This window comes from Cryobacterium sp. Y11 (assembly GCF_002929535.1).
In the GTDB taxonomy this organism is placed as follows: Bacteria; Actinomycetota; Actinomycetes; order Actinomycetales; family Microbacteriaceae; genus Cryobacterium.
The window spans coordinates 108,214-128,291 of record NZ_PJJO01000056.1 but is presented as its reverse complement, the minus strand read 5'-3'; the positions used below and the strand labels follow the sequence as shown (position 1 = coordinate 128,291).

Here is a 20,078-nt window from a genome sequence, read left to right as displayed (position 1 = left end):
AGCAAAGGTAGCGCAGGGCGACACGAGACATAGACATAGTGCTCCTCGCCCTGCCGGGGAGGCCCTACTGTGTACACATGAAGGCCAAGAAGATTTTTGGAATCGTACTCGCGGGTGGTGAGGGAAAGCGGCTGATGCCGCTGACCGAGGACAGGGCCAAGCCGGCGGTGCCCTTTGGTGGGCATTACCGTCTGGTGGATTTCGCCCTCTCCAATCTCATTAACTCGGGTGTGACCCAGATCGTCGTGTTGACGCAATACAAGTCACACAGCCTGGACCGTCACGTCTCGCAAACCTGGCATGTCTCTGGCGGGTTGTTCAACTCGTACATCGCCTCGGTGCCGGCGCAGCAGCGTCTCGGCAAGCGTTGGTTCAGCGGCTCAGCTGACGCCATCTTGCAGAGCCTCAATCTCATTCACGATGAAAAACCTGACATCGTCGTCGTGGTCGGTGCCGACCACGTTTACCGCATGGACTTCAGTCAGATGATTGACGCCCACATCGCGTCTGGACTGTCGGCTACCGTCGCGGCCATTCGCCAGCCGATCGGTCTCGCCGACCAGTTCGGCGTCATCGAAGTGGATGCCAAAACGCCGGATCGAATCTCGGACTTTCGGGAGAAACCCAAGGATGCCGTCGGCCTCGCCGACGCCCCGCACGAGGTGTTCGCCTCCATGGGCAACTACGTCTTCAACACCGATGCGCTGATCGAAGCCGTACTGCGTGACGGTGAGCGCACCGACTCCAGTCACGACATGGGTGGCGACATCATTCCCGATTTCGTGTCGCGCGGCGACGCCGGCGTCTATGACCTGCAACGCAATGAGGTGCCGGGATCAACGGATCGTGACCGATACTACTGGCGTGACGTCGGAACGATCGATTCGTTCTTTGAAGCGCACCAAGACCTCATTTCGGCGCTGCCAGTGTTCAACCTGTACAACCAGGACTGGCCGATTTTTAGCATGCAGCTCAACTCGCCGCCAGCCAAGTTTGTTCGCGACGGCAAGGGCGCCCTCGGCACCATGATCGACTCGATCGTGTCGCTGGGCTGTGTCATCTCTGGCGCTCACATTGAGCGCAGCGTGCTTGGACCCTGGACCTCGATCGGCTCCGCCTGCGAGGTTGTCGACTCCATCATCTTCGACCGGGTGCAGATTAGGCCCGGAGCCATCGTGCGGCGCGCAGTCCTCGACAAGGAAGTCATCGTCGAACCCGGCGCCACCGTCGGGGTCGACCGGGACCGTGACCGTGCCCGAGGCTTCAGCGTGACCGAATCCGGCATCACCGTGGTCGGTAAGGGTGTGCTCGTTACTCCGTGATCCACGCTACCGCTGCACGTTTTCTCGTCGTCCTCGACGCCGACTCCACCCTGATTCAAGACGAGGTGATCGAGCTGCTGGCGGATGCCGCTGGCGCACGCGATCGCGTCGCCGAGGTGACCGACCGCGCCATGCGCGGTGAGCTCGACTTTGCCGAGAGTCTCCGCGAGCGGGTGTTGACCCTGGCGGGGCTGCCGGAGAACGTCTTTGCCGACGTGGGGCGACGCATCCGCCCGACCGACGGAGTGCACGAACTGATCGTGGGCATTCACGCCGGCGGCGGTGTTGTCGGCGTGGTGTCAGGCGGCTTTCATGAGCTGCTTGACCCGCTTGCCGCAGACCTGCGGCTTGATTACTGGCGAGCCAATCGGCTCGAGGCGCAGGGCGGCTTTCTGACCGGTCGCGTAATCGGCCCGATCATTGACGCCGACGCAAAGGCGGTGGCCCTGCGGGAATGGGCAGCCGCGGAACAGCTCCCACTCGCGCAGACCATTGCGGTCGGTGACGGAGCGAACGACCTCCGCATGATGGACGCGGCCGGACTCGCCGTCGCGTTCAACGCTAAACCGCGGGTGAAGCGTGAGGCTGACCTCGTGATCGACGTCTGCAACCTCAGCCAGGTACTGCCACTGCTCGGCCTGCGCGGCTGAACGAGCAGCCCGACCGGGGTTCGCTTGCGATGGCCTGATCGGTCAGTGCCCCATGCCGAGGCCACCGTCGACGGGAATGACTGCCCCGGAAATGTAGGCAGCGTCGTCACCGGCTAGCCAAGCGACCACGCGCGCAACTTCACCGGGAGTCGCGAACCGGCCCGCCGGAATATTTCGCTTGTAGTCGACCTGCTGGGCTTCGGGCAGGGCAGCGGTCATGTCGGTTTCAATGAATCCGGGAGCGACAACGTTTGCGGTAATACCGCGGGCACCGAGCTCGCGGGTGATCGAGCGGGCCAATCCGATCAGGCCGCTCTTCGACGCCGAATAATTCACCTGCCCGGCGGAGCCATAGAGCCCAACCACGCTGGAAATCAGCACGATGCGGCCGAACCTGGCCTTCAGCATGCCCTTGCTTGCGCGCTTGACCACGCGGAAGGCGCCGCTGAGGTTGGTATCGATAACGGAGGTGAAGTCGTCCTCTGACATACGCATGAGCAGGGTGTCGCGGGTGATTCCCGCGTTGGCCACGACGACCTCGACCGGCCCGTAGGTTGCCTCGATCTCGGTGAACGCGGCATCAACGGATGCGGCGTCGGTCACGTCTGCCCGCACCGTGAGGCTCCCGGACGGCCCATGCCCGGACCGGCTCGTCACGGCCACCCGGTGCCCTTGGGCGAGGAACTCTTCGGCGATGGCAAAGCCAATTCCGCGGTTACCGCCGGTGACCAGCACCGTTCTAGTCGTTGTCATGAGATTCCTGTCCTGGTGCGCTGGGCGTTGGGTCGTTAATCGGGTTCGGGAAATACCCGGCAGATTCAAGTTTAAGGCGTGTCACAACGGCGCCGTACAGTCGTAGGCTTGACCTAGTGGAGTTTCCACCTCAGACGAATCCGATGGACCCATGAAGCAGCAGTCGATCACCTCACTCCCCGCCTCCCCCGAGGTTGAACGCCGCAATCGGATGATCAAATATTCACTTGCCATGGGAATTCGTGTCATCTGCATTGTGCTCATGCTGTTCGTGCACGGCTGGTGGTTGGTGGTCTGCGCGCTCGGCGCGATTCTGCTGCCATACTTCGCCGTGGTCGTTGCGAACGTAAAGATTTCTCCGCCCCCAGCCGAAGTACTGCGGCCGGGCGGCGTCGAGGTTTACCGCGGCGACAACGAGGTCAAGTGAGTGCTCTCGCGGGTGCGCGTGTCGGCGCGATGATCGGGGAGTTGCGATGATCGGCTTGGGACGGCCCCTGGACCAGACGACCTGTTCCCGGGCAGACTGCCGCGCTGCGGGACGCTGGCGGCTGGACTGGCGTAACCCGCGCATCCATTCAACGGATCGGGTGAAAATCTGGCTGGCGTGCAATGAACACGTTGACTATTTGCGCGAGTTTCTTTCCGCGCGGGACTTTCCACTGACGGTACGCGCACTCGAGCCGTGCGCGCAAGACTCTCTCGGAGACCAGCAATGACGGGATGGAAGTTCGCGTTCAGTCGCCGCTGGGCCGGATACCTCGCGTTGACCATGCTCTTTGCCGCTGTGTGTTCCGGCTTGGGCGTCTGGCAGCTGGCTCGCCGCGACGAAGCCCTGACCGAATTGTTCAAGATCGATTCCAATTTTGACTCACAGCCCGTCCCCGTCACTGCGGCGCTGCCCGACCTGACTGGCTTCACCGAGTCCCAAAAGTGGATGCCGGTGGAACTGACCGGCACCTATCTCACCGACGACGAGATGCTTGCGCGCAACCGCCCCCTCAACGTCAACCCGGGTTTCGAAGTGCTGACGCCATTGCTGCTATCCGATGGCACGATTTTCATCGTCAACCGGGGCTGGCTCCCCACTGGGCAGGAGCAGGATGCTCCCGACACCGTTCCGGCACCGCCGAACGGAACGGTTACCGTTGTCGCCCGTCTCAAGGCCACCGAACCCGACCTGCCCGGTCGCACCGCGAGCGGTAACCAGGTTGCGACGATCAACCTCAGCACCATTGCCGAACGGTTCGATCAGCCGACCTATACCGGGGCCTACGGTCTGATGGACACCGAGAGTCCCGCCGCGACGGAGAAACGCCCGGTCGCTGTCGTGAAACCGATCCGGGACGAGGGCCCGCACCTCTCCTACGCCTTCCAGTGGTTCGTGTTCGGGCTGCTCGCCTTCATCGGCCTGGGCTGGGCACTGCGCGAGGAGTACCGAAGCGTCAATGCCGAAGACCCCGACGAACGCGAACGAGCCGATGAGCGGGCCCGAAAGCGCGCCGCCAAACCGCTCAATGACGCCGAAATTGAAGACGCATTGCTGGATCGTCAACTGAGCTAGCGCGCCGCCGCTCGCCTGATACAGACAGTCGAGCGGCGTACCGAGCTGTTAGGACAGTTCGATGAGGTCGAGGTAGTCCTTGTTCCAGTGGTCTTCTGTACCCTCTGGCATGATCAGCACGCGCTCGGGGTTGAGGGCTTGCACTGCGCCTTCATCGTGGCTGACCAGAACGACAGCTCCGGCATAGTGCGCGAGAGCATCGAGGATCTCCTCACGGCTAGCGGGGTCGAGGTTGTTAGTGGGCTCATCGAGCAGCAGCACGTTGGCGCCCGAGACCACGATCATGGCCAAGGCCAGCCGTGTCTTCTCGCCACCGGACAGCACGCCGGCCGGCTTGTTGGAATCGTCGCCCGTGAACAGGAACGAGCCGAGAACTCGGCGGGCTTCCATCTCGGTGATGCTCGGTGAGGAGGAAACCATGTTCTCCAGTACCGAACGCTTGACGTCAATGGTCTCGTGTTCCTGCGCGTAGTAGCCAATGCGCAGGCCGTGACCGGGCTCGATCGAACCGGTGTCTGATTCGTCGACGCCAGCGAGCATTCGCAGCAGGGTTGTCTTCCCAGCACCGTTGAGGCCGAGAATGACCACCTTGGAGCCGCGGTCGATCGCTAGGTCGACGGCGGTGAAGATCTCGAGGGAACCGTAGCTCTTCGAGAGGTCCTTGGCCATGAGCGGTGTGCGGCCACACGGTGCTGGCTCGGGGAAGCGCAGTTTGGCGACGCGTTCGACGGCTCGCACGGCATCGAGCCCGGAGAGGAGTTTCGCGGCGCGGGCGACCATCTGGTGGGCTGCGGCGGCTTTGCTGGCCTTGGCCCCGAACTTTGCGGCCTGCAGCTGCAGTGTTGAGGCCTTCTTCTCCGCGTTGGAGCGTTCCTTCTTGCGACGGTCGGCATCAGCTGTGCGCTGGAGCAGGTAGTTCTTCCAGTTCATGTTGTAGATGTCGATCATCATGCGGTTGGCATCCAGATAGAACACCCGGTTGACCGTTTCACCGACAAGTTCGATGTCGTGGCTGATGATGATACAGCCGCCCTTATAGTTCTTCACGAACTCGCGCAGCCACGCCACCGAGTCGGCGTCGAGGTGGTTGGTGGGCTCATCGAGGATCATCATCTCGGCGGCCGAGAACAGGATACGAGCGAGTTCGATGCGACGACGCTGACCACCGGACAGGGTGCTCAGGGCCTGGTCAAGAATATGGTCCGGCAGTTTCAGGTTGCTGGCGATGGATGCCGCTTCGGCTTCGGCGGAGTAGCCGCCGAGGCCGTTGAACTCGTCGGTCAGACGTCCGTACTTCTTCATGGCCGCGGCGGCGATCTTGGGATCGGGGTCGGCCATGGCCATGCTGGACTCCTGCATGCCCAGGGCGATGGTGCCGAGCCCGCGGGCATCGAGGATGCGAGTGCGGGCAAGCATAGTGGGATCACCGGCGCGCGGGTCCTGCGGAAGGTAGCCGATCTCACCCGAGTGGCTGATCGATCCCTTGGTCGGGTTGGTCTCCCCCGCAAGGGTCTTCGTCAGTGTCGTCTTGCCAGCGCCGTTACGGCCGACGAGGCCGATTTTGTCGCCGCTCGCGACGCGAAAGCTGACGCCCTCCATGAGCACGCGGGCTCCAACGCGGATTTCGAGATCTTGCACGTTGAGCACAGCAATAGTCCATTCGAAGAGTTTGTACGGGTGTGAAGTGCGAGCGAGCCAGAGGCCCAACTCACTAGTATATTTGCCTTCAGGCTGTGCTCGGCACACTGGCACTGGATCGGCACTACAGCAGGGCGGCCAGGAGTGACTTTTCCAACCAATTCAGGTACGCATCACGCGACCAGCCGAGTGACAACACGAGTGTGCGAAAGGTATGCGGATGGGCCAGTGCCCACATGGTCGCCGCGGCTTCATGATCGCTCGGGCCACCACTATAAATCGGGCCGCCGCGCAGGCCGCGCTTTTCGCGTAGCGCAGCAGCCACCTCGCCAAAGCCGTGCAGTCGGGCCGCGTCGCGCTTCTGCTCGAACTCTCCCACATCAGGGTCGACGACGGCGGCTTCGCTGACTATTCGCAGAATTCCCGAGGTTCGGTCATTCACGAGCGCGCTTGACCGGGCCAAGATGCGGATGACTTCGGTCGCGGTGCGCGCCTCATTAATGCGTTCGCGAGTGGCCCCGGACAGCAGCGACGGCGCATCCGGTTCTTCGGCGACACGATCGAGCACCGCTGCGAGCAGCTCGGCCTTAGACCCGACCGAGTTGTAGATGGTCTGCACCACCACACCAGCTTCCGCGGCTATGGCCACGACCGATGTGCCGACATATCCGCGCTCGAGCATCAGCCGCCCGGCGGCCATGACGATCTCGGCCCGCGTCGCCGCAGCCTGTGCCGCACGGCGACGAACAGCCCCATTTTCCCCGTTTTCCATACAACTAGCATAACGTTCTACTGAATAGATTGATCTGCTAATAACGCGGAGGACTGTGACGCTCGCGGAGCAGCTGACCCACCAAATTCTTTTTGAGGAGTACATACCGTTAAATTAGAGGATACGCGCAAGTAAGAAGCAGGAGATGGGCACGAATGTGCTGTGGAACGCACTCCAACGCCGTTGTGCGCGCCCTGCTTGTCACATGGGGGACGGTATGGATACGAATTCGGCTGATCGAAATATTCCGGCAGCAGACATCGGGGCCGGTGGCACGCGAAGAAGCTGTCGGGAGGAACTGGACAGCAATCGGTATCACGTGGTGGATGACCACTGGGCAGGCCGTGTTCCGGCACAGTACGGCGTCGCCCCGCGGGTGCGCATCGGCAAGAACAAATGGTTTAACCTGCTGTGGTTGATTCCCATCGGTCTGGTTTGAGCCTGCAGCAATTGCGGGGCCTCGCCTATCACGATCAGATCACCCAGCACTTCTGCATTCGGGGTTGGTCTGGAGTGGCAAAGTGGGGCGGCGTCTCGATGCAGATCATTCTCAACCGGGTACAGCCGAAACCGGACGCCAAATGGGTCATCTTCTACTCATTCGCGGTCGGTTTAAACGGTGGCGCATATTATGACGCTCAGCCCATCGAGCAGATGAGCTACAAACTGACCATGCTGGCCTACGACCTGAACGGTGAAACCGTGTCATTCGGGCACGGCGCACCGCTGCGGTTGCGCAACGAAACCTAGTTGGGATTCAAGATGGTGAAGTGGATCAAGGGAATCGAATTCGTCGAGGACTTTTTCGAAATCGGTGCGGGATTTGGCGGCTACCACAACGACCACGACGTCTTCGGATACCGGCAGTCCATCTAGACGGCTGGTTGCTGGGCGGATCACGCAAAAACCCCGACTTCTGGAAGAAGTCGGGGTTTTTGCGTACGTTCACGGTGGAGCTACATGGCGAAGCCGAGGGCTCGCATCATGTCGCGACCATCGTCGGTGATCTTCTCCGGCCCCCACGGCGGCATCCAGACCCAGTTGATGCGGAACTGCTCAACGACGCCATCGAGCGCTTCAGCCGTCTGCTCCTCAAGTACATCGGTCAGCGGGCAGCCGGCCGACGTGAGGGTCATGTGAATGATGAGCGCGTTATTCTCGTCGTCCCAACCGAGATCATAGATGAGTCCGAGGTCGACGACATTGATGCCGAGTTCCGGGTCCATAACATCTTTGAGGGCCTCTTCGATCTCGTCGAAGCGAGCCGGACTGAGTGTTGAGACCATGTGGCTAGCCTACGTTCGACGGCACGAGAAAGCGATCGTAGCCCTCGTCTTCAAGGCGGTCGGCGAGCTCGGGGCCGCCCTGTTCGGCGATCCGACCGTTGACGAACACGTGCACGAAGTCAGGGTGGATGTAGCGCAGAATGCGGGTGTAGTGCGTGATCAAGAGCAAACCAAGGCCCGTGTTGGCCTTGGCGCGGTTGACGCCCTCCGACACGATCTTGAGCGCGTCAACGTCGAGGCCGGAGTCGGTCTCGTCGAGCACGGCGAACTTCGGCTTGAGGAGTTCCAGCTGGAGAATCTCGTTGCGCTTCTTTTCGCCACCGGAGAAGCCCTCGTTGACGTTGCGCTCGGCGAAAGCCTTGTCCATTTTCAGACCGGTCATCGCCTCACGCACATCCTTGATCCAACTGCGAATCGGCGGCGCTTCGCCCTCGATGGCCGTCTTGGCGGTGCGGAGGAAGTTGGTGACGGTCACTCCAGGAATCTCGACGGGGTACTGCATGGCGAGGAACAGGCCGGCGCGGGCTCTGGCATCCACTGTCATTTTGAGCACGTCGACGCCGTCGAGCAGGATGGAGCCGCTCTCGACGTGATATTTGGGGTGGCCGGCGATCGTGTAGGCGAGGGTGGACTTGCCGGAGCCGTTCGGGCCCATGATGGCGTGGATTTCGCCCTCGTTGATGGTGAGGTTGACACCGCGCAAAATCTGCTTGGTGCCCTGGTCGGTCTCGACGCTGACGTGCAGGTCGATTATTTCAAGAACAGACATGACTGCCTTATCCCTTTCTCAAGTTTCTGAAGATTCTAAAATTCGCTGGTGTGGCGGGTGCGTTAGACGGACGTCATACCGCGACGGTGACGGAAGGATCGACGAAGACGAACCCGTCGATGAGCTCAACGTTGTAAACCGGAACCGGGTCGTAGGCCGGCAGCGAGAGCGGCTTGCCCGTGGTGAGGGAGAACATCGACCCGTGAGCCCAGCACTCGAGAGTCTGGCCTTCCACGAATCCCTCGGACAGCGAAATGTCGCCGTGCGTACAGGTGTCACCAATGGCGAACACGTCGCCGGCTGCGTCACGCACGAGAGCGATGGCGACGCCATCGATTTCGATCTTGACGGCCTGGTTTACTTCGAGCTCATCGAGAGCGCAGATCTTCGTTGCGGTCATGCTTACTTGTCGTCCGTTCCAATAAGTTCGGCTTCGATTGCGAGCTGCAACCGAGCTTCAAGTTCGGGGGAACCAATCTGCTGCACGACCTCGGTGAGGAATCCACGCACGACGAGCCTGCGCGCTTCGTCTTCGCTGACGCCGCGAGACTGCAAGTAGAACAGCTGCTCGTCGTCGAACCGGCCGGTTGCGCTGGCGTGACCGGCCCCGACGATATCGCCGGTCTCGATTTCCAGGTTCGGGATGGAATCTGCGCGGGTGCCCTCGCTGAGTACAAGGTTGCGGTTCTGTTCGTAGCTGTCGGTGCCGGCGGCATTGTTGCCGATCAGCACATCGCCGATCCAGACCGTGCGGGCGTCCTGACCCTGCAGCGCACCCTTGTAGTTGACGCGGCTGCGGCTCTTCGGCGCGTCGTGAAAGACGTATACCTGCTGCTCCAGGTGCTGACCAGCATCCGCGAAGTACAGACCGAGCAGCAGCGTGTCGGAGCCTGGCCCGGCCAGACGCACCGAGGGGTTCACCCGAACGATGCTGCCGCCGAGGGATACCACGACGTGCTTCAGACGTGCGTCCCGACCGATGGATGCGAAATGGTTGGCCAGGTGCACCGCGGAGTCGTTCCACTCCTGCAGCGAGACAACAGTGAGGTTGGCGGATTCACCGAGGATGATCTCGACGTTTTCGCTCAACCGGGCGTCGCCCGTGTTCTGCAGGATGATCGTGGCTTGGCTAAATGGCTTGGCCTCGATGATGGTGTGGGCGCCGCGGGCGGAGTTACCGAGGCTCGATCGCGTGACCGTGATCTCCTTGGCTTCTTCGCCGCTCACCGTGATAGCAAGGGCATCGTCAAAAACGCTCCAGGCGTTCGCCGCGGCGCGTTCTTCCGGCAGACCGGCGGTGCCGATGCGGGCATCCGTTCTGGGTACCCATTCGACGGACACATCCGTTGAGACCGTGGACTCGATCTCGTAGCGCGATCCGTCGAGCGAGCCGGCGGTGAGGTCGGTGAATTTCGCGATGGGCGAGTGCTTCCAGACGGCTTCGCGACCGGTGACGGTCTCGAAGTCGGCGACCTGAACACTTTTGAAGCGATCCGAGCGGGTTTGTACGGGCACGTAGCCGAAACGTCCGTCGGAGTGTTCTTTAATTCCGTGCTGGCCGGCCGGTATAACCGACTTTGCGGCAGTTGGATCGGCTAGTGCGGGTGTGGTTGATTCGGGCATAGTTTTTGAAGCGCTCTTCGAAAGCGCTGAAGCGGCGGACATTTAGCCGACGGATCCTTCCATGCCCATTTCAATGAGCTTGTTGAGTTCGAGGGCGTACTCCATCGGGAGCTCCCGGGCGATTGGTTCGATGAATCCGCGAACGATCATGGCCATGGCCTCGTCTTCGGGCATACCGCGGCTCATCAGGTAGAACAGCTGCTCTGCACTGACGCGGGAGACGGTGGCCTCGTGGCCGAGCTGCACGTCATCCACACGGATGTCGATGGATGGGTAGGTATCAGAACGCGATGCGGTGTCGACCAAGAGTGCATCACAGCGCACAGTGTTGGCGGAGTGGTGCGCGGAGGCATCCATTCGGACCTCGCCGCGGTATCCGCTGCGTCCGCCGCCGCGGGCGATGGACTTGGAGACGATAGACGACTGCGTGTACGGCGCCATGTGGATCATCTTGGCGCCGGCATCCTGGTGCTGACCGGGGCCAGCAAAGGCGACGGAGAGCGTCTCGCCCTTGGCGTGCTCGCCCATCAGGTAAATGGACGGGTACTTCATGGTGACCCTCGAACCGATGTTGCCATCGATCCACTCCATGGTGGCACCCTCAGCGGCCGTTGCCCGCTTGGTGACGAGGTTATAGACGTTGTTTGACCAGTTTTGAATGGTCGTGTACCGAACGCGGGCGTTCTTCTTTACGACGATCTCAACCACGGCGGAGTGCAGCGAATCTGACTTGTAAATGGGGGCGGTGCAACCCTCGATGTAGTGTACGTAACTGCCCTCGTCGGCAATGATCAGCGTGCGCTCAAACTGGCCCATGTTTTCCGTGTTGATACGGAAGTAAGCCTGGAGCGGGATCTCTACGTGCACGCCGGGCGGCACGTAGACGAACGATCCGCCCGACCAGGCGGCCGTGTTGAGCGCGGCGAACTTGTTGTCGCCGGAGGGGATGATGGTGCCGAAGTACTCCTCAAAGAACTCCGGGTGCTCCTTGAGCGCTGTGTCGGTGTCCATGAAGATGACGCCCTGGGCTGCGAGTTCTTCGTTGATCTGGTGGTACACCACTTCGGACTCGTACTGGGCAGCCACACCGGAAACGAGGCGCTGGCGCTCAGCTTCGGGGATACCGAGCTTCTCGTACGTGTTCTTGATGTCATCTGGCAGGTCTTCCCAGGTCTGGGCCTGCTTCTCCGTGGACCGCACGAAGTACTTGATGTTGTCGAAGTCGATCTCGGAGAGGTCGGCGCCCCAGGTGGGCATGGGCTTGCGCTCAAACAGCTGCAGCGCCTTCAAGCGTCGTTGCAGCATCCACTCCGGCTCGGATTTCAGGTTCGAGATGTCCTTAACAACCTCGGGAGAAATACCACGACGAGCGGATGCTCCGGCCTTGTCTGAGTCGGCCCATCCAAATTCGTAGGTGCCAATCCCCTCAAGGTCGGGACGGTCAAGCAGGACATCCGACATATTAACCTCTTCTCTACCCATCGCAACCCGGATATTAGTCCGGTCATTCTCGGGCCACCTAGTGGAGACCACGGGGAACGGGTTGTGTGGACAGCTACGTTGCGTACCTAGAATATTCATGGAGCATCACGTTAAACCCCAGCCCTGCGGCTCGGATTGAATCCTGCGATCGGATGACCGCCGGAAGGATCTCCATGGAGATCTCAATTCTACAGGTGATCAGCGGGATTTGCGTGCTTGCCGGTCGATTCACATCTGAACCCGGCACGATTAGAAAGCACGTCATTATGAGAAAGACAGTGGGAGCAGAACCGGTGAAGCCGAAATACCAGTGGATACCCAGCGCCATTGACGCACGAATTAGAGTGATCGCCTGGCTGTCACTCGTGACCGAGGTTGTGATCATCGGCACCGGCGGAGCCGTTCGCCTGACCGGGTCAGGGCTCGGCTGCCCCACCTGGCCGACCTGCGTCGCCGGCTCGCTGGTGCCGACTTCGGAAATGGGAATCCACGGCGTCATCGAATTCGGCAACCGTCTCATGAGCGGGGTCGTGGGCATCGTCGCGGTCCTGGCTGTCGTCTTGCTTTGGCGTCTGCGTCGTGAGCGCAAGGATCTGTTCACCCTCTCCATCATTCTCGTCGTCGGCGTGCTCGCCCAGGCGCTGGTTGGCGGCGTCACCGTGCTGACCGGACTCAACCCATTCATTGTGGGGTTTCACTTCATGGCGTCGCTTATTATGGTGTGCATTTCCGCTGTGCTGGTGCACCGCGTCTACGTCGCGCCGGGGCCGCGCGTGCGCGTCGTTCCGGTCGCCTTCGCTGGGCTAGCCCATGCCACGAGTTTCGTCGTCGCGTTGACAGTGCTGATGGGAGTGGTAACCACCGCCTCCGGACCGCACTCGGGTGACGCCGCGGCGGGTCGCACGGGCTTTAACGCTGAACTGCTTGAGCACCTGCATGCCTGGCCGGGCTACGCGACGCTGGTTTTGACGATCGTGCTGCTGGGGGCATCCGTTCGTGGCAAGCTGCCCATTCGATTCTTCGTTCTGACCTTGTTCCTGATCGAGCTCGTTCAGATAGTTGTTGGCCTGCTCCAGGCGAACCTGGGCCTGCCGCCGGTGCTCGTGGGTGTGCACATGGTGCTCGCGTCTATACTTGCCGCGGCCATGACCGTCGTCGTGCTGAACCTCAAGGCTCCGAGTCGCTCGTCCGCCGACGTGGCACAGATGGCCATGAACGCGACCGGTAGGAATTAGTCGGTACGGCCCTCCCCCTCTGGTGCATGCCGGTGTACTCTCCAGGCATGCACCTCGCGCCGGGAGCCAAGTCGAAGCCGCCAGATGACGCGGCGCGCCTTGCCCTGTTCGGCCCGCCGGTGTTCGGGTTTGTGCCGCAACGGCGCGTCCAGGAACGCGGCTGGAGTTGGTATGGCAATCATGGCCACACCTTGGAAGCGCAGGCGCATTACTGGCTCGCGGACCCCTCGGGCAATTTCTGGTTCGAAGACTCCCCGGTCGGCCCGATCGGCATTGCCGAACTGCGCGGATTCGTCTTCACCGACGTGCCCGGCTCCACCAACCGCGGCGGCGATCCCATTCGGGACGCCCTCAACCAGCATCTGCAGTACATCGTGATGAATTACGCCAAGAACCCGTACGAGTTCGGGTCTGAACTGTGGGCAGGTCGACACACGCAGCAGCAGGCGGAAATTGAACTCACACTGGCGCACCGGTCAAACTTGATCGTCGACGACGCTGTATTGCCGGCCATCACGGTGACGGCCTCCGATTTCACGGCCACGGCGATGGTTCTGGCCGGACGCGTGGTGACGGTCGTGATTCATTCGGCCGACGTCGGGAAGATCGACATCCGGCTCACCCGGCGGGTCTAACCCTGCCGGCCAGCACGTCGCCGGTCAGTCGGTGCCCGGCCGACACGTTGCCGGGCAGCACTTCTGGTGGCCGAGTCAGAACGGCAGCAACGGGTCGACTCCGACGGCCACGAACAGCAGCGTCAGGTAGGCGATCGAACCGTGGAAGACGCGCATCGGTGACACGTGCTCGTGTCGGATGGCGAGGCTGTACAGTCGGTGAGTTTCGTAGATGAACCAGCCACCGACCACGAGCGCGACGAAGGTGTACAGCAGGCCCATCTCGCCGATCGGAATCAGCAGCAGCGAGCAGGCGACGGTTGCCCAGGCGTACAGGATGACCTGCAGGCCCACCTGGGCACGGCCACGCACCACAGCCAGCATCGGAACTCCGGCGGCCTGGTAGTCGCTGCGGTACTTCATCGACAACGGCCAGTAGTGCGGCGGCGTCCAGAGGAAGACAATCATGAACAGAATGACCGGCGACCACGCCAGATCGCCGGTCACGGCTGCCCAGCCGATCAGCACCGGCATACAGCCGGCGACGCCGCCCCAGACAATATTCTGCGGCGTACGACGTTTGAGAATGATCGTATAAAACACAACGTAGAGAAGAATGGCACCGAATGACAGCGCGGCGGCGAGCCAGTTGGTCAGCAATCCCAACCACACAATGGATGCTGCGCCGAGCGCCCATGCAAAAATCAAGGCTTCCCGGTCGCTCAGCTCACCGGTCACGAGCGGACGATTCTTCGTACGCTTCATCAGGCGATCGATATCGCGATCGAGGTAGCAGTTGAACGCCCCGGCCGACCCAGCGCTCAGTGCTCCTCCGACAAGCGTCGCGAGGATCAACCAGAGGCTGGGGATCCCCCGTTCCGCGAGCAGCATCGTCGGTGCGGTGATCACGAGGAGCAACTCGACGACTCGCGGTTTAGTCAGGGAGACGTAGGCCGTGAGCGTGCGCTTCAGCGTACGCGGAGTTCTCACGATGGTCTGAAGTGCGACGTCCATTAATCCTCGAATGCTAGGCAGTTCTTCTAATTCTAGATCACCGAACGACCCTGCCCTACAAATGACATGTTCCATCATTGAGCCCATCCGGGCGCATTCGTCTCTATACTTAACGTGCTCCCCACAGTGAATCAGTAGTTCGGTGAGCCCCCGGGTGGGAGATGGCCAGCTCAGCAGGCCAACTCGCTGGGGGTGACATTTCGCTTGTAGTTGTCGCGTGAAAAATGCGCCACACCGCCGGTGAGATGGCTACCGACACTTGCACAACTATAAAAGGATGGGTTGAGCTCAACCCGCCTTCGCTTCTATGAAGGGTTACGTGACGTGGCAGCTTTCCAATGGGATTCCGTTGACGATCAGGCGGTTAACACCGCACGCATTCTGGCGGCTGACGCCGTTGAGAAGGTTGGGAATGGGCATCCGGGTACAGCGATGAGCCTCGCTCCCGCCGCCTACCTGTTGTTTCAGAAGGTCATGCGCCGGGACCCGGCCGACAATGAGTGGATCGGTCGTGACCGGTTTATTTTGTCGGTCGGCCACAGCTCGCTGACGCAGTACGTTCAGTTGTACCTCGGCGGCTACGGCCTCGAACTCGAGGACCTCAAGGCCCTGCGCACCTGGGGATCCAAGACTCCAGGCCACCCGGAATACGGCCACACCGATGGCGTCGAGATCACCACCGGGCCGCTCGGCCAGGGACTCGCCTCCGCTGTCGGCTTTGCCTACGCCTCACGCTTCGAGCGTGGCCTGTTCGATCCGGATGCCGCCACCGGCGCCAGCCCCTTCGATCACTTCGTCTATGTTATCGCCGGCGATGGTGACTTGCAGGAAGGTCTGACGAGCGAGGCATCCTCTCTCGCCGGCCATCAGCAGCTCGGTAACCTGATCGCGATTTACGACAGCAACCAGATTTCCATTGAAGACGACACCAACATTGCCTTCACCGAAGACGTTGCCGCGCGCTATGCCGCATACGACTGGCACGTGCAGACGGTGGACTGGAAGAAGACCGGCTCCTACGTCGAAGACGTCGCCGAGCTAAATGCGGCCATCGAAGCGGCCCAACTCGAGACCGGCAAGCCGAGCCTGATCATTCTCAAGACGATCATCGGCTGGCCAAGCCCGAAGAAGCAGAACACCGGTAAGATTCATGGATCAGCTCTCGGCGCCGAAGAACTGGCCGGCGTGAAGACCGTTCTGGGCTTCGACCCGGAAAAGACCTTCGACGTAGCCCCCGAGGTCATCGCTCACACCCGCCAGGCCCTTGAGCGTGGCGCGGCACAGCACGCCGAATGGACCGTGCAGTTCGATGCCTGGGCCGCTGCAAACCCCGACCGCAAGGTTTTGCTTGACCGCGTTCTCTCCGGCGACCTGCCGGAGGGCGTCGATGAAGCCCTTCCGGTCTTCCCCGGCGGCACCGCAGTCTCGACCCGCGCGGCGTCCGGCAAGGTGCTCACCGCCCTCGGCGGCGTTATCCCCGAACTCTGGGGCGGCTCGGCTGACCTGGCAGAGTCGAACAACACCACCATCGGCGGTGCCGCTTCGTTCATTCCGAGCGAGCACTCCACCGGTGAATGGAGCGGCAACTCGTACGGCCGTGTGCTGCACTTCGGTATTCGCGAGCACGCCATGGCCGCTATTCTCAACGGCATCGTGCTGCACGGCAACACGCGCCCCTTCGGCGGCACCTTTCTCATCTTTAGCGACTACATGCGTCCAGCGGTGCGGTTGGCCGCGCTGATGAAGGCACCGTCGATCTTCGTCTGGACCCACGACTCCGTCGCACTCGGCGAAGACGGACCCACGCACCAGCCAATCGAACAGCTCGCCACCCTGCGTGCCATTCCGGGCCTCGACGTCGTTCGTCCCGGTGACGCCAACGAGACAGCTTGGGCCTGGAAGACCATTTTGGAACGCCGAAACGGCCCGGCCGGGATCGCTTTGACCCGCCAGAACATCCCGGTGTACGAGCGCGGCGAGGGCGCAGCATCCGCTGAAATCTTCGCCTCGGCCAAGAATGTCGCTCGCGGCGCCTACGTGCTGGCCGAAGCGGCCGGTGGAACGCCGGACGTCATTCTGATCGGTACCGGCTCCGAGGTGCAGCTTGCCGTTGACGCACGCGCCCAGCTCGCCCTGGAAGGCATCAACGCCCGCGTAGTGAGCGCTCCCTGCCTGGAATGGTTTGTAGAGCAGAGCAGTGAATACCGCGAATCCGTGCTTCCAGCTGCAATCACCGCCCGAGTATCGGTTGAGGCCGGCCTCGCGCTGACCTGGCGCGGCTACGTCGGCGACGCGGGCCGGAGCATTTCGATCGAGCACTTCGGCGCATCGGCTGACTACCAGACGCTGTTCCGCGAATTCGGGATCACCACCGAAGCCGTGGTTGCCGCAGCCCGGGAATCAATCAGCGCAGCCTGACGTTGTACCCCACGTACCGATCAGTACGGCGGGTAAGCGCAGCACTTCACCTTGTCTCTCCACTAGACCGCTACAGCATTGCCGCCTTCCGGTGGCACAATTAGGAGATTTTAACAATGACAACTCCCTCCCCCCTCGCTTCGCTGTCCGCCGCTGGCGTCAGTATCTGGCTAGACGACCTGTCCCGTGAGCGCATCAATTCCGGTGGGCTGCAGGATCTGATCGAGAACAGCAACGTCGTTGGCGTGACCACCAACCCCACCATCTTCGCCGGCGCCCTCGCCAACGGCGAGGCGTACACCGAGCAGGTGGCGACCCTCGCCGCTGCCGGTACGAACGTGGTCGACTCTGTCTTCGCCATCACGACCGACGACGTCGCAGCCGCCTGTGACATCTTCCGCCCCGTCTACGACTCGACCAACGGTCAGGACGGACGCGTCTCTATTGAAGTCGAACCGAGCCTCGCCCGTAACGCGGCAGGAACGGTCGCCGAAGCTCAGAAGCTGTGGGCCAAGGTCAACCGTCCCAACGCCATGATCAAGATTCCCGCGACCGTTGAAGGCCTCGAAGCCATCACTGCGACGACTGCCCTCGGCATCAGCGTGAACGTCACCCTGATCTTCAGCCTCGAACGTCACCGTCAGGTCATCAACGCCTACCTGGCCGGACTCGAACAGGCCAAGGCTGCCGGCATCGACCTCTCTACCATTCACTCCGTCGCCTCGTTCTTCGTCTCGCGGGTCGACTCTGAGATCAACACCCGCCTCGAAGCCATCGGAACCCCCGAAGCCCTCGCCCTGAAGAGCAAGGCTGGCGTCGCCAACGCCCAGCTCGCCTACCAGGTCTACGAGCAGGCCTTCAGTAGCGAACGTGCCCTCGGTCTGATCAAGTCCGGCGCCACCAAGCAGCGTCCGCTCTGGGCGTCAACCGGCGTCAAGGATGCCAGTCTTCCCGACACCCTCTACGTGACCGAACTGGTCGCCCCCGAGGTCGTGAACACCATGCCGGAGAAAACCATGAAGGCTACAGCCGACCACGGCGTCATCCCGGCCGACTCCGTCACCGGCTCCTACGCCGCCGCCAACACCGTGCTCGACGCGCTGTCCGCGCAGGGCGTCTCCTATGACGACGTCACGCGCGTACTTGAAGAAGAAGGCCTCGCCAAGTTTGAGGTGTCTTGGAACGAACTTCTTGACACCGTGCAGACGGCTCTCACCGCAGCCTCAACCACCTCGGTGGGCTGATGAGTTTTCGTATATCCGTCAGTGGCGCAGCTGCGGATGCTGTGCGCACCACGGTACCCACCCTCGTCACGGACCTCGTCGCCTCGGGTATCACCGGTCTCAATCCAGCCCTGTGGGGGCCGGAGGTTGAGGCCGAGGCCACACTTCGGCTCGGTTGGACCGAGTCCGTCGCCGTGTCTCGCCCGCTCGTTGCTGAAATCGTGGAGCTGCGAGCCATACTGCAGGCTCGCGGCGTCACCCAGATCGCTCTCGCGGGCATGGGTGGTTCGTCACTGGCCCCCGAGGTCATCACCCGTACGGCCGGCGTGAACCTCACCGTTCTTGACTCCACTGATCCCGGTCAGGTGCTTGCCGCGCTCAACGACAACCTCGCAGGCACCGCTCTTGTGGTCTCCTCGAAGAGTGGTTCAACGGTCGAAACCGACAGCCAGCGTCGTGTGTTTGAGCGCGCGTTCCGGGCAATTGGCATCGATCCGGTCGAGCGTATCGTCGTGGTGACCGATCCGGGGTCGCCGCTGGAAGCATCCGCTCGGGATGCGGGTTATCGCGTCTTCAACGCCGACCCCAACGTCGGTGGACGCTACTCAGCATTGACGGCGTTCGGCCTCGTGCCGTCCGGCCTGGCCGGCGTCGATGTTGGCGCGCTGCTCGACGAGGCTGACACCATCGCTTTGGCCTTGGCCGTTGACTCCCCCGAGAACCCGGGCCTCGTGCTCGGGGCCGCGATTGCCGCCACCAACCCGCGCCGCGACAAGCTCGCCATCGTCTCGGATGGCACCCACATTGTGGGCTTCGCCGACTGGGTCGAACAGCTCATAGCGGAATCGACCGGCAAGCTCGGCACCGGCATTCTGCCCGTCGTGCTCGAACTCGATGCTCCCGAGCTTGCCGCTCTGGAACACGGTAACGCGCTGCCCGACGTTCAGCTCGTGCGGGTCGTCGCTGACGCCGGTACCGAGCCGTTCGCAGAGACGGGCGATGAGATCCGCGTCAGCGGAACCCTCGGCGCGCAGTTCCTGGTCTGGGAATACGCGACCGCTGTCGCCGGGCGTCTGCTCGGCATCAACCCGTTCGATCAGCCCGACGTGGAGTCCGCCAAGATCGCAACCCGCGGCTTGCTCGACGCCCGCCCGGCGCCGGAGCCAGCCGCGTTCATTGCGGACGGCATCGAAGTACGCGGCACGCCGCACGTCATTGGCGCGGCGAGCGACCTTACCTCGGCCATCGATGCGCTTCTCGAAGAGCTTGGTCCGGACGGCTACGTGGCCGTGCAAGCCTACGTCGACCGGCTGGCTCTGCCGGAGCTGGCGGAGGTTCGCACCAAGCTCGCCACGCTCTCCGAACGCCCAGTCACCTTCGGCTGGGGTCCGCGTTTTCTGCACTCGACCGGTCAGTTCCACAAGGGCGGAACAGCAACAGCCGTTTTCCTGCAAATTCTGGCCACGCCGGCGGAGGACCTCGATATTCCCGAGCGTCCGTTCACCTTTGGCGAGCTCATTCAAGCGCAGGCTAGCGGCGACGCGAGCGTGCTCGCTGAGCACGGTCGACCCGTTCTGACCCTGACCCTGACCGACCCGAAGGTGAACATCAGCGCCCTGTTTAACGCGCTGGGCTAGGCCCAACCGGGGTTTCTCGTAGCCCCCCGCAGCGAGAAACCCCAACTTCAGCAACTATTCTTCCTTCCAACCCTCTTCCGT

20 protein-coding genes are annotated in these 20,078 nt (G+C 62.0%); 11 read left to right on the top strand and 9 right to left on the bottom strand.

Translation table 11 applies throughout. The features are described from left to right. Positions 1-77: 77 nt before the first annotated feature. Together CXY75_RS09910 and serB are read left to right on the top strand one after the other, a co-directional pair. Complete coding sequence (locus CXY75_RS09910; RefSeq protein ID WP_104082657.1) at positions 78-1,322, top strand: glucose-1-phosphate adenylyltransferase; 1,245 nt, start codon at positions 78-80, stop codon at positions 1,320-1,322. Then, positions 1,319-1,972 carry a phosphoserine phosphatase SerB gene (gene serB, locus CXY75_RS09905; RefSeq protein WP_104082656.1) on the top strand — a complete coding sequence of 218 codons (654 nt, stop codon included), beginning with the start codon at positions 1,319-1,321 and terminating at the stop codon, positions 1,970-1,972. Before CXY75_RS09910 ends, serB begins: the two co-directional genes overlap by 4 nt. Positions 1,973-2,014: 42 nt before the next feature. Here the strand turns inward: serB and CXY75_RS09900 are convergent, their stop codons facing one another. Beyond that, a complete protein-coding gene (locus CXY75_RS09900) occupies positions 2,015-2,725 on the bottom strand; it encodes a beta-ketoacyl-ACP reductase (RefSeq protein WP_104082655.1) in 711 nt (236 codons plus the stop codon). A gap of 151 nt (positions 2,726-2,876) precedes the next feature. Between CXY75_RS09900 and CXY75_RS09895 the strand changes: the two genes are divergently transcribed. Both CXY75_RS09895 and CXY75_RS09885 read left to right on the top strand, forming a co-directional pair. Further along, on the top strand, positions 2,877-3,152 hold the full coding sequence (locus tag CXY75_RS09895; RefSeq protein WP_104082654.1) for a DUF3099 domain-containing protein: 276 nt from the start codon (positions 2,877-2,879) through the stop codon (positions 3,150-3,152). A gap of 285 nt (positions 3,153-3,437) precedes the next feature. Next, the gene (locus tag CXY75_RS09885) at positions 3,438-4,286 is read left to right on the top strand and encodes an SURF1 family protein (protein ID WP_104082652.1); all 849 of its coding nucleotides are present in this window, start codon (positions 3,438-3,440) and stop codon (positions 4,284-4,286) included. A 48-nt stretch (positions 4,287-4,334) separates the two neighbouring features. On the opposite strand, the gene CXY75_RS09880 is transcribed toward CXY75_RS09885, so the two are convergent. Together CXY75_RS09880 and CXY75_RS09875 are read right to left on the bottom strand one after the other, a co-directional pair. Then, the gene (locus tag CXY75_RS09880) at positions 4,335-5,933 is read right to left on the bottom strand and encodes an ABC-F family ATP-binding cassette domain-containing protein (protein ID WP_104082795.1); all 1,599 of its coding nucleotides are present in this window, start codon (positions 5,931-5,933) and stop codon (positions 4,335-4,337) included. A gap of 115 nt (positions 5,934-6,048) precedes the next feature. Next, complete coding sequence (locus tag CXY75_RS09875; RefSeq protein WP_104082651.1) at positions 6,049-6,696, bottom strand: TetR/AcrR family transcriptional regulator; 648 nt, start codon at positions 6,694-6,696, stop codon at positions 6,049-6,051. A 145-nt stretch (positions 6,697-6,841) separates the two neighbouring features. Between CXY75_RS09875 and CXY75_RS09870 the strand changes: the two genes are divergently transcribed. Together CXY75_RS09870 and CXY75_RS09865 are read left to right on the top strand one after the other, a co-directional pair. Further along, positions 6,842-7,135: a hypothetical protein gene (locus CXY75_RS09870; RefSeq protein WP_146069433.1), complete on the top strand. Its 294-nt coding sequence runs from the start codon at positions 6,842-6,844 to the stop codon at positions 7,133-7,135. Next, positions 7,108-7,446: a molybdopterin-dependent oxidoreductase gene (locus CXY75_RS09865; protein WP_199182421.1), complete on the top strand. Its 339-nt coding sequence runs from the start codon at positions 7,108-7,110 to the stop codon at positions 7,444-7,446. Before CXY75_RS09870 ends, CXY75_RS09865 begins: the two co-directional genes overlap by 28 nt. Positions 7,447-7,652: 206 nt before the next feature. On the opposite strand, the gene CXY75_RS09860 is transcribed toward CXY75_RS09865, so the two are convergent. The 5 genes from CXY75_RS09860 to sufB all read right to left on the bottom strand — a co-directional run bounded on the left by CXY75_RS09860 (position 7,653) and on the right by sufB (position 11,835). Beyond that, complete coding sequence (locus tag CXY75_RS09860; RefSeq protein WP_104082649.1) at positions 7,653-7,982, bottom strand: metal-sulfur cluster assembly factor; 330 nt, start codon at positions 7,980-7,982, stop codon at positions 7,653-7,655. Positions 7,983-7,986: 4 nt separating this feature from the next. After that, on the bottom strand, positions 7,987-8,751 hold the full coding sequence (gene sufC / locus CXY75_RS09855; RefSeq protein WP_104082648.1) for a Fe-S cluster assembly ATPase SufC: 765 nt from the start codon (positions 8,749-8,751) through the stop codon (positions 7,987-7,989). 73 nt (positions 8,752-8,824) lie between these two features. Then, positions 8,825-9,151, bottom strand: a complete 327-nt coding sequence (locus CXY75_RS09850) for a non-heme iron oxygenase ferredoxin subunit (RefSeq protein WP_104082647.1) — start codon at positions 9,149-9,151, stop codon at positions 8,825-8,827. A gap of 2 nt (positions 9,152-9,153) precedes the next feature. Beyond that, positions 9,154-10,374: a Fe-S cluster assembly protein SufD gene (gene sufD / locus CXY75_RS09845; protein ID WP_104082794.1), complete on the bottom strand. Its 1,221-nt coding sequence runs from the start codon at positions 10,372-10,374 to the stop codon at positions 9,154-9,156. A gap of 42 nt (positions 10,375-10,416) precedes the next feature. Beyond that, a complete protein-coding gene (sufB, locus tag CXY75_RS09840) occupies positions 10,417-11,835 on the bottom strand; it encodes a Fe-S cluster assembly protein SufB (protein ID WP_104082646.1) in 1,419 nt (472 codons plus the stop codon). Positions 11,836-12,122: 287 nt separating this feature from the next. On the opposite strand from sufB, the gene CXY75_RS09835 reads away from it, so the two are divergent. Both CXY75_RS09835 and CXY75_RS09830 read left to right on the top strand, forming a co-directional pair. Next, the gene (locus tag CXY75_RS09835) at positions 12,123-13,091 is read left to right on the top strand and encodes a heme A synthase (protein ID WP_104082793.1); all 969 of its coding nucleotides are present in this window, start codon (positions 12,123-12,125) and stop codon (positions 13,089-13,091) included. A gap of 47 nt (positions 13,092-13,138) precedes the next feature. Further along, positions 13,139-13,726 carry a hypothetical protein gene (locus CXY75_RS09830; RefSeq protein ID WP_146069432.1) on the top strand — a complete coding sequence of 196 codons (588 nt, stop codon included), beginning with the start codon at positions 13,139-13,141 and terminating at the stop codon, positions 13,724-13,726. 75 nt (positions 13,727-13,801) lie between these two features. Here CXY75_RS09830 and CXY75_RS09825 read toward each other — a convergent pair whose 3' ends face one another. Then, complete coding sequence (locus CXY75_RS09825; RefSeq protein ID WP_104082644.1) at positions 13,802-14,719, bottom strand: heme o synthase; 918 nt, start codon at positions 14,717-14,719, stop codon at positions 13,802-13,804. Between the two features lie 324 nt (positions 14,720-15,043). Between CXY75_RS09825 and tkt the strand changes: the two genes are divergently transcribed. The 3 genes from tkt (at position 15,044) to CXY75_RS09810 (ending at position 19,997) form a co-directional block, all read left to right on the top strand. After that, positions 15,044-17,137 carry a transketolase gene (tkt, locus tag CXY75_RS09820; RefSeq protein ID WP_104082643.1) on the top strand — a complete coding sequence of 698 codons (2,094 nt, stop codon included), beginning with the start codon at positions 15,044-15,046 and terminating at the stop codon, positions 17,135-17,137. A gap of 116 nt (positions 17,138-17,253) precedes the next feature. Beyond that, positions 17,254-18,381, top strand: a complete 1,128-nt coding sequence (tal, locus tag CXY75_RS09815; protein ID WP_104082642.1) for a transaldolase — start codon at positions 17,254-17,256, stop codon at positions 18,379-18,381. Then, on the top strand, positions 18,381-19,997 hold the full coding sequence (locus CXY75_RS09810; protein ID WP_104082641.1) for a glucose-6-phosphate isomerase: 1,617 nt from the start codon (positions 18,381-18,383) through the stop codon (positions 19,995-19,997). The genes tal and CXY75_RS09810 overlap by 1 nt, the downstream gene beginning before the upstream one ends. Positions 19,998-20,078: the final 81 nt, after the last annotated feature.

What these genes read in the sequence shown, in the direction of transcription:
- CXY75_RS09825 (WP_104082644.1), bottom strand. Translation starts at nt 14,719, where the DNA reads ATGGACGTCGCACTTCAGACCATCGTGAGAACTCCGCGTACGCTGAAG.
- CXY75_RS09910 (WP_104082657.1), top strand. Translation starts at nt 78, where the DNA reads ATGAAGGCCAAGAAGATTTTTGGAATCGTACTCGCGGGTGGTGAGGGA.
- CXY75_RS09810 (WP_104082641.1), top strand. Translation starts at nt 18,381, where the DNA reads ATGAGTTTTCGTATATCCGTCAGTGGCGCAGCTGCGGATGCTGTGCGC.
- CXY75_RS09835 (WP_104082793.1), top strand. Translation starts at nt 12,123, where the DNA reads ATGAGAAAGACAGTGGGAGCAGAACCGGTGAAGCCGAAATACCAGTGG.
- sufB (WP_104082646.1), bottom strand. Translation starts at nt 11,835, where the DNA reads ATGTCGGATGTCCTGCTTGACCGTCCCGACCTTGAGGGGATTGGCACC.
- CXY75_RS09850 (WP_104082647.1), bottom strand. Translation starts at nt 9,151, where the DNA reads ATGACCGCAACGAAGATCTGCGCTCTCGATGAGCTCGAAGTAAACCAG.
- CXY75_RS09885 (WP_104082652.1), top strand. Translation starts at nt 3,438, where the DNA reads ATGACGGGATGGAAGTTCGCGTTCAGTCGCCGCTGGGCCGGATACCTC.
- sufD (WP_104082794.1), bottom strand. Translation starts at nt 10,374, where the DNA reads ATGCCCGAATCAACCACACCCGCACTAGCCGATCCAACTGCCGCAAAG.
- CXY75_RS09875 (WP_104082651.1), bottom strand. Translation starts at nt 6,696, where the DNA reads ATGGAAAACGGGGAAAATGGGGCTGTTCGTCGCCGTGCGGCACAGGCT.
- CXY75_RS09900 (WP_104082655.1), bottom strand. Translation starts at nt 2,725, where the DNA reads ATGACAACGACTAGAACGGTGCTGGTCACCGGCGGTAACCGCGGAATT.
- CXY75_RS09830 (WP_146069432.1), top strand. Translation starts at nt 13,139, where the DNA reads ATGCACCTCGCGCCGGGAGCCAAGTCGAAGCCGCCAGATGACGCGGCG.
- CXY75_RS09860 (WP_104082649.1), bottom strand. Translation starts at nt 7,982, where the DNA reads ATGGTCTCAACACTCAGTCCGGCTCGCTTCGACGAGATCGAAGAGGCC.
- CXY75_RS09870 (WP_146069433.1), top strand. Translation starts at nt 6,842, where the DNA reads ATGGGCACGAATGTGCTGTGGAACGCACTCCAACGCCGTTGTGCGCGC.
- tal (WP_104082642.1), top strand. Translation starts at nt 17,254, where the DNA reads ATGACAACTCCCTCCCCCCTCGCTTCGCTGTCCGCCGCTGGCGTCAGT.
- sufC (WP_104082648.1), bottom strand. Translation starts at nt 8,751, where the DNA reads ATGTCTGTTCTTGAAATAATCGACCTGCACGTCAGCGTCGAGACCGAC.
- CXY75_RS09895 (WP_104082654.1), top strand. Translation starts at nt 2,877, where the DNA reads ATGAAGCAGCAGTCGATCACCTCACTCCCCGCCTCCCCCGAGGTTGAA.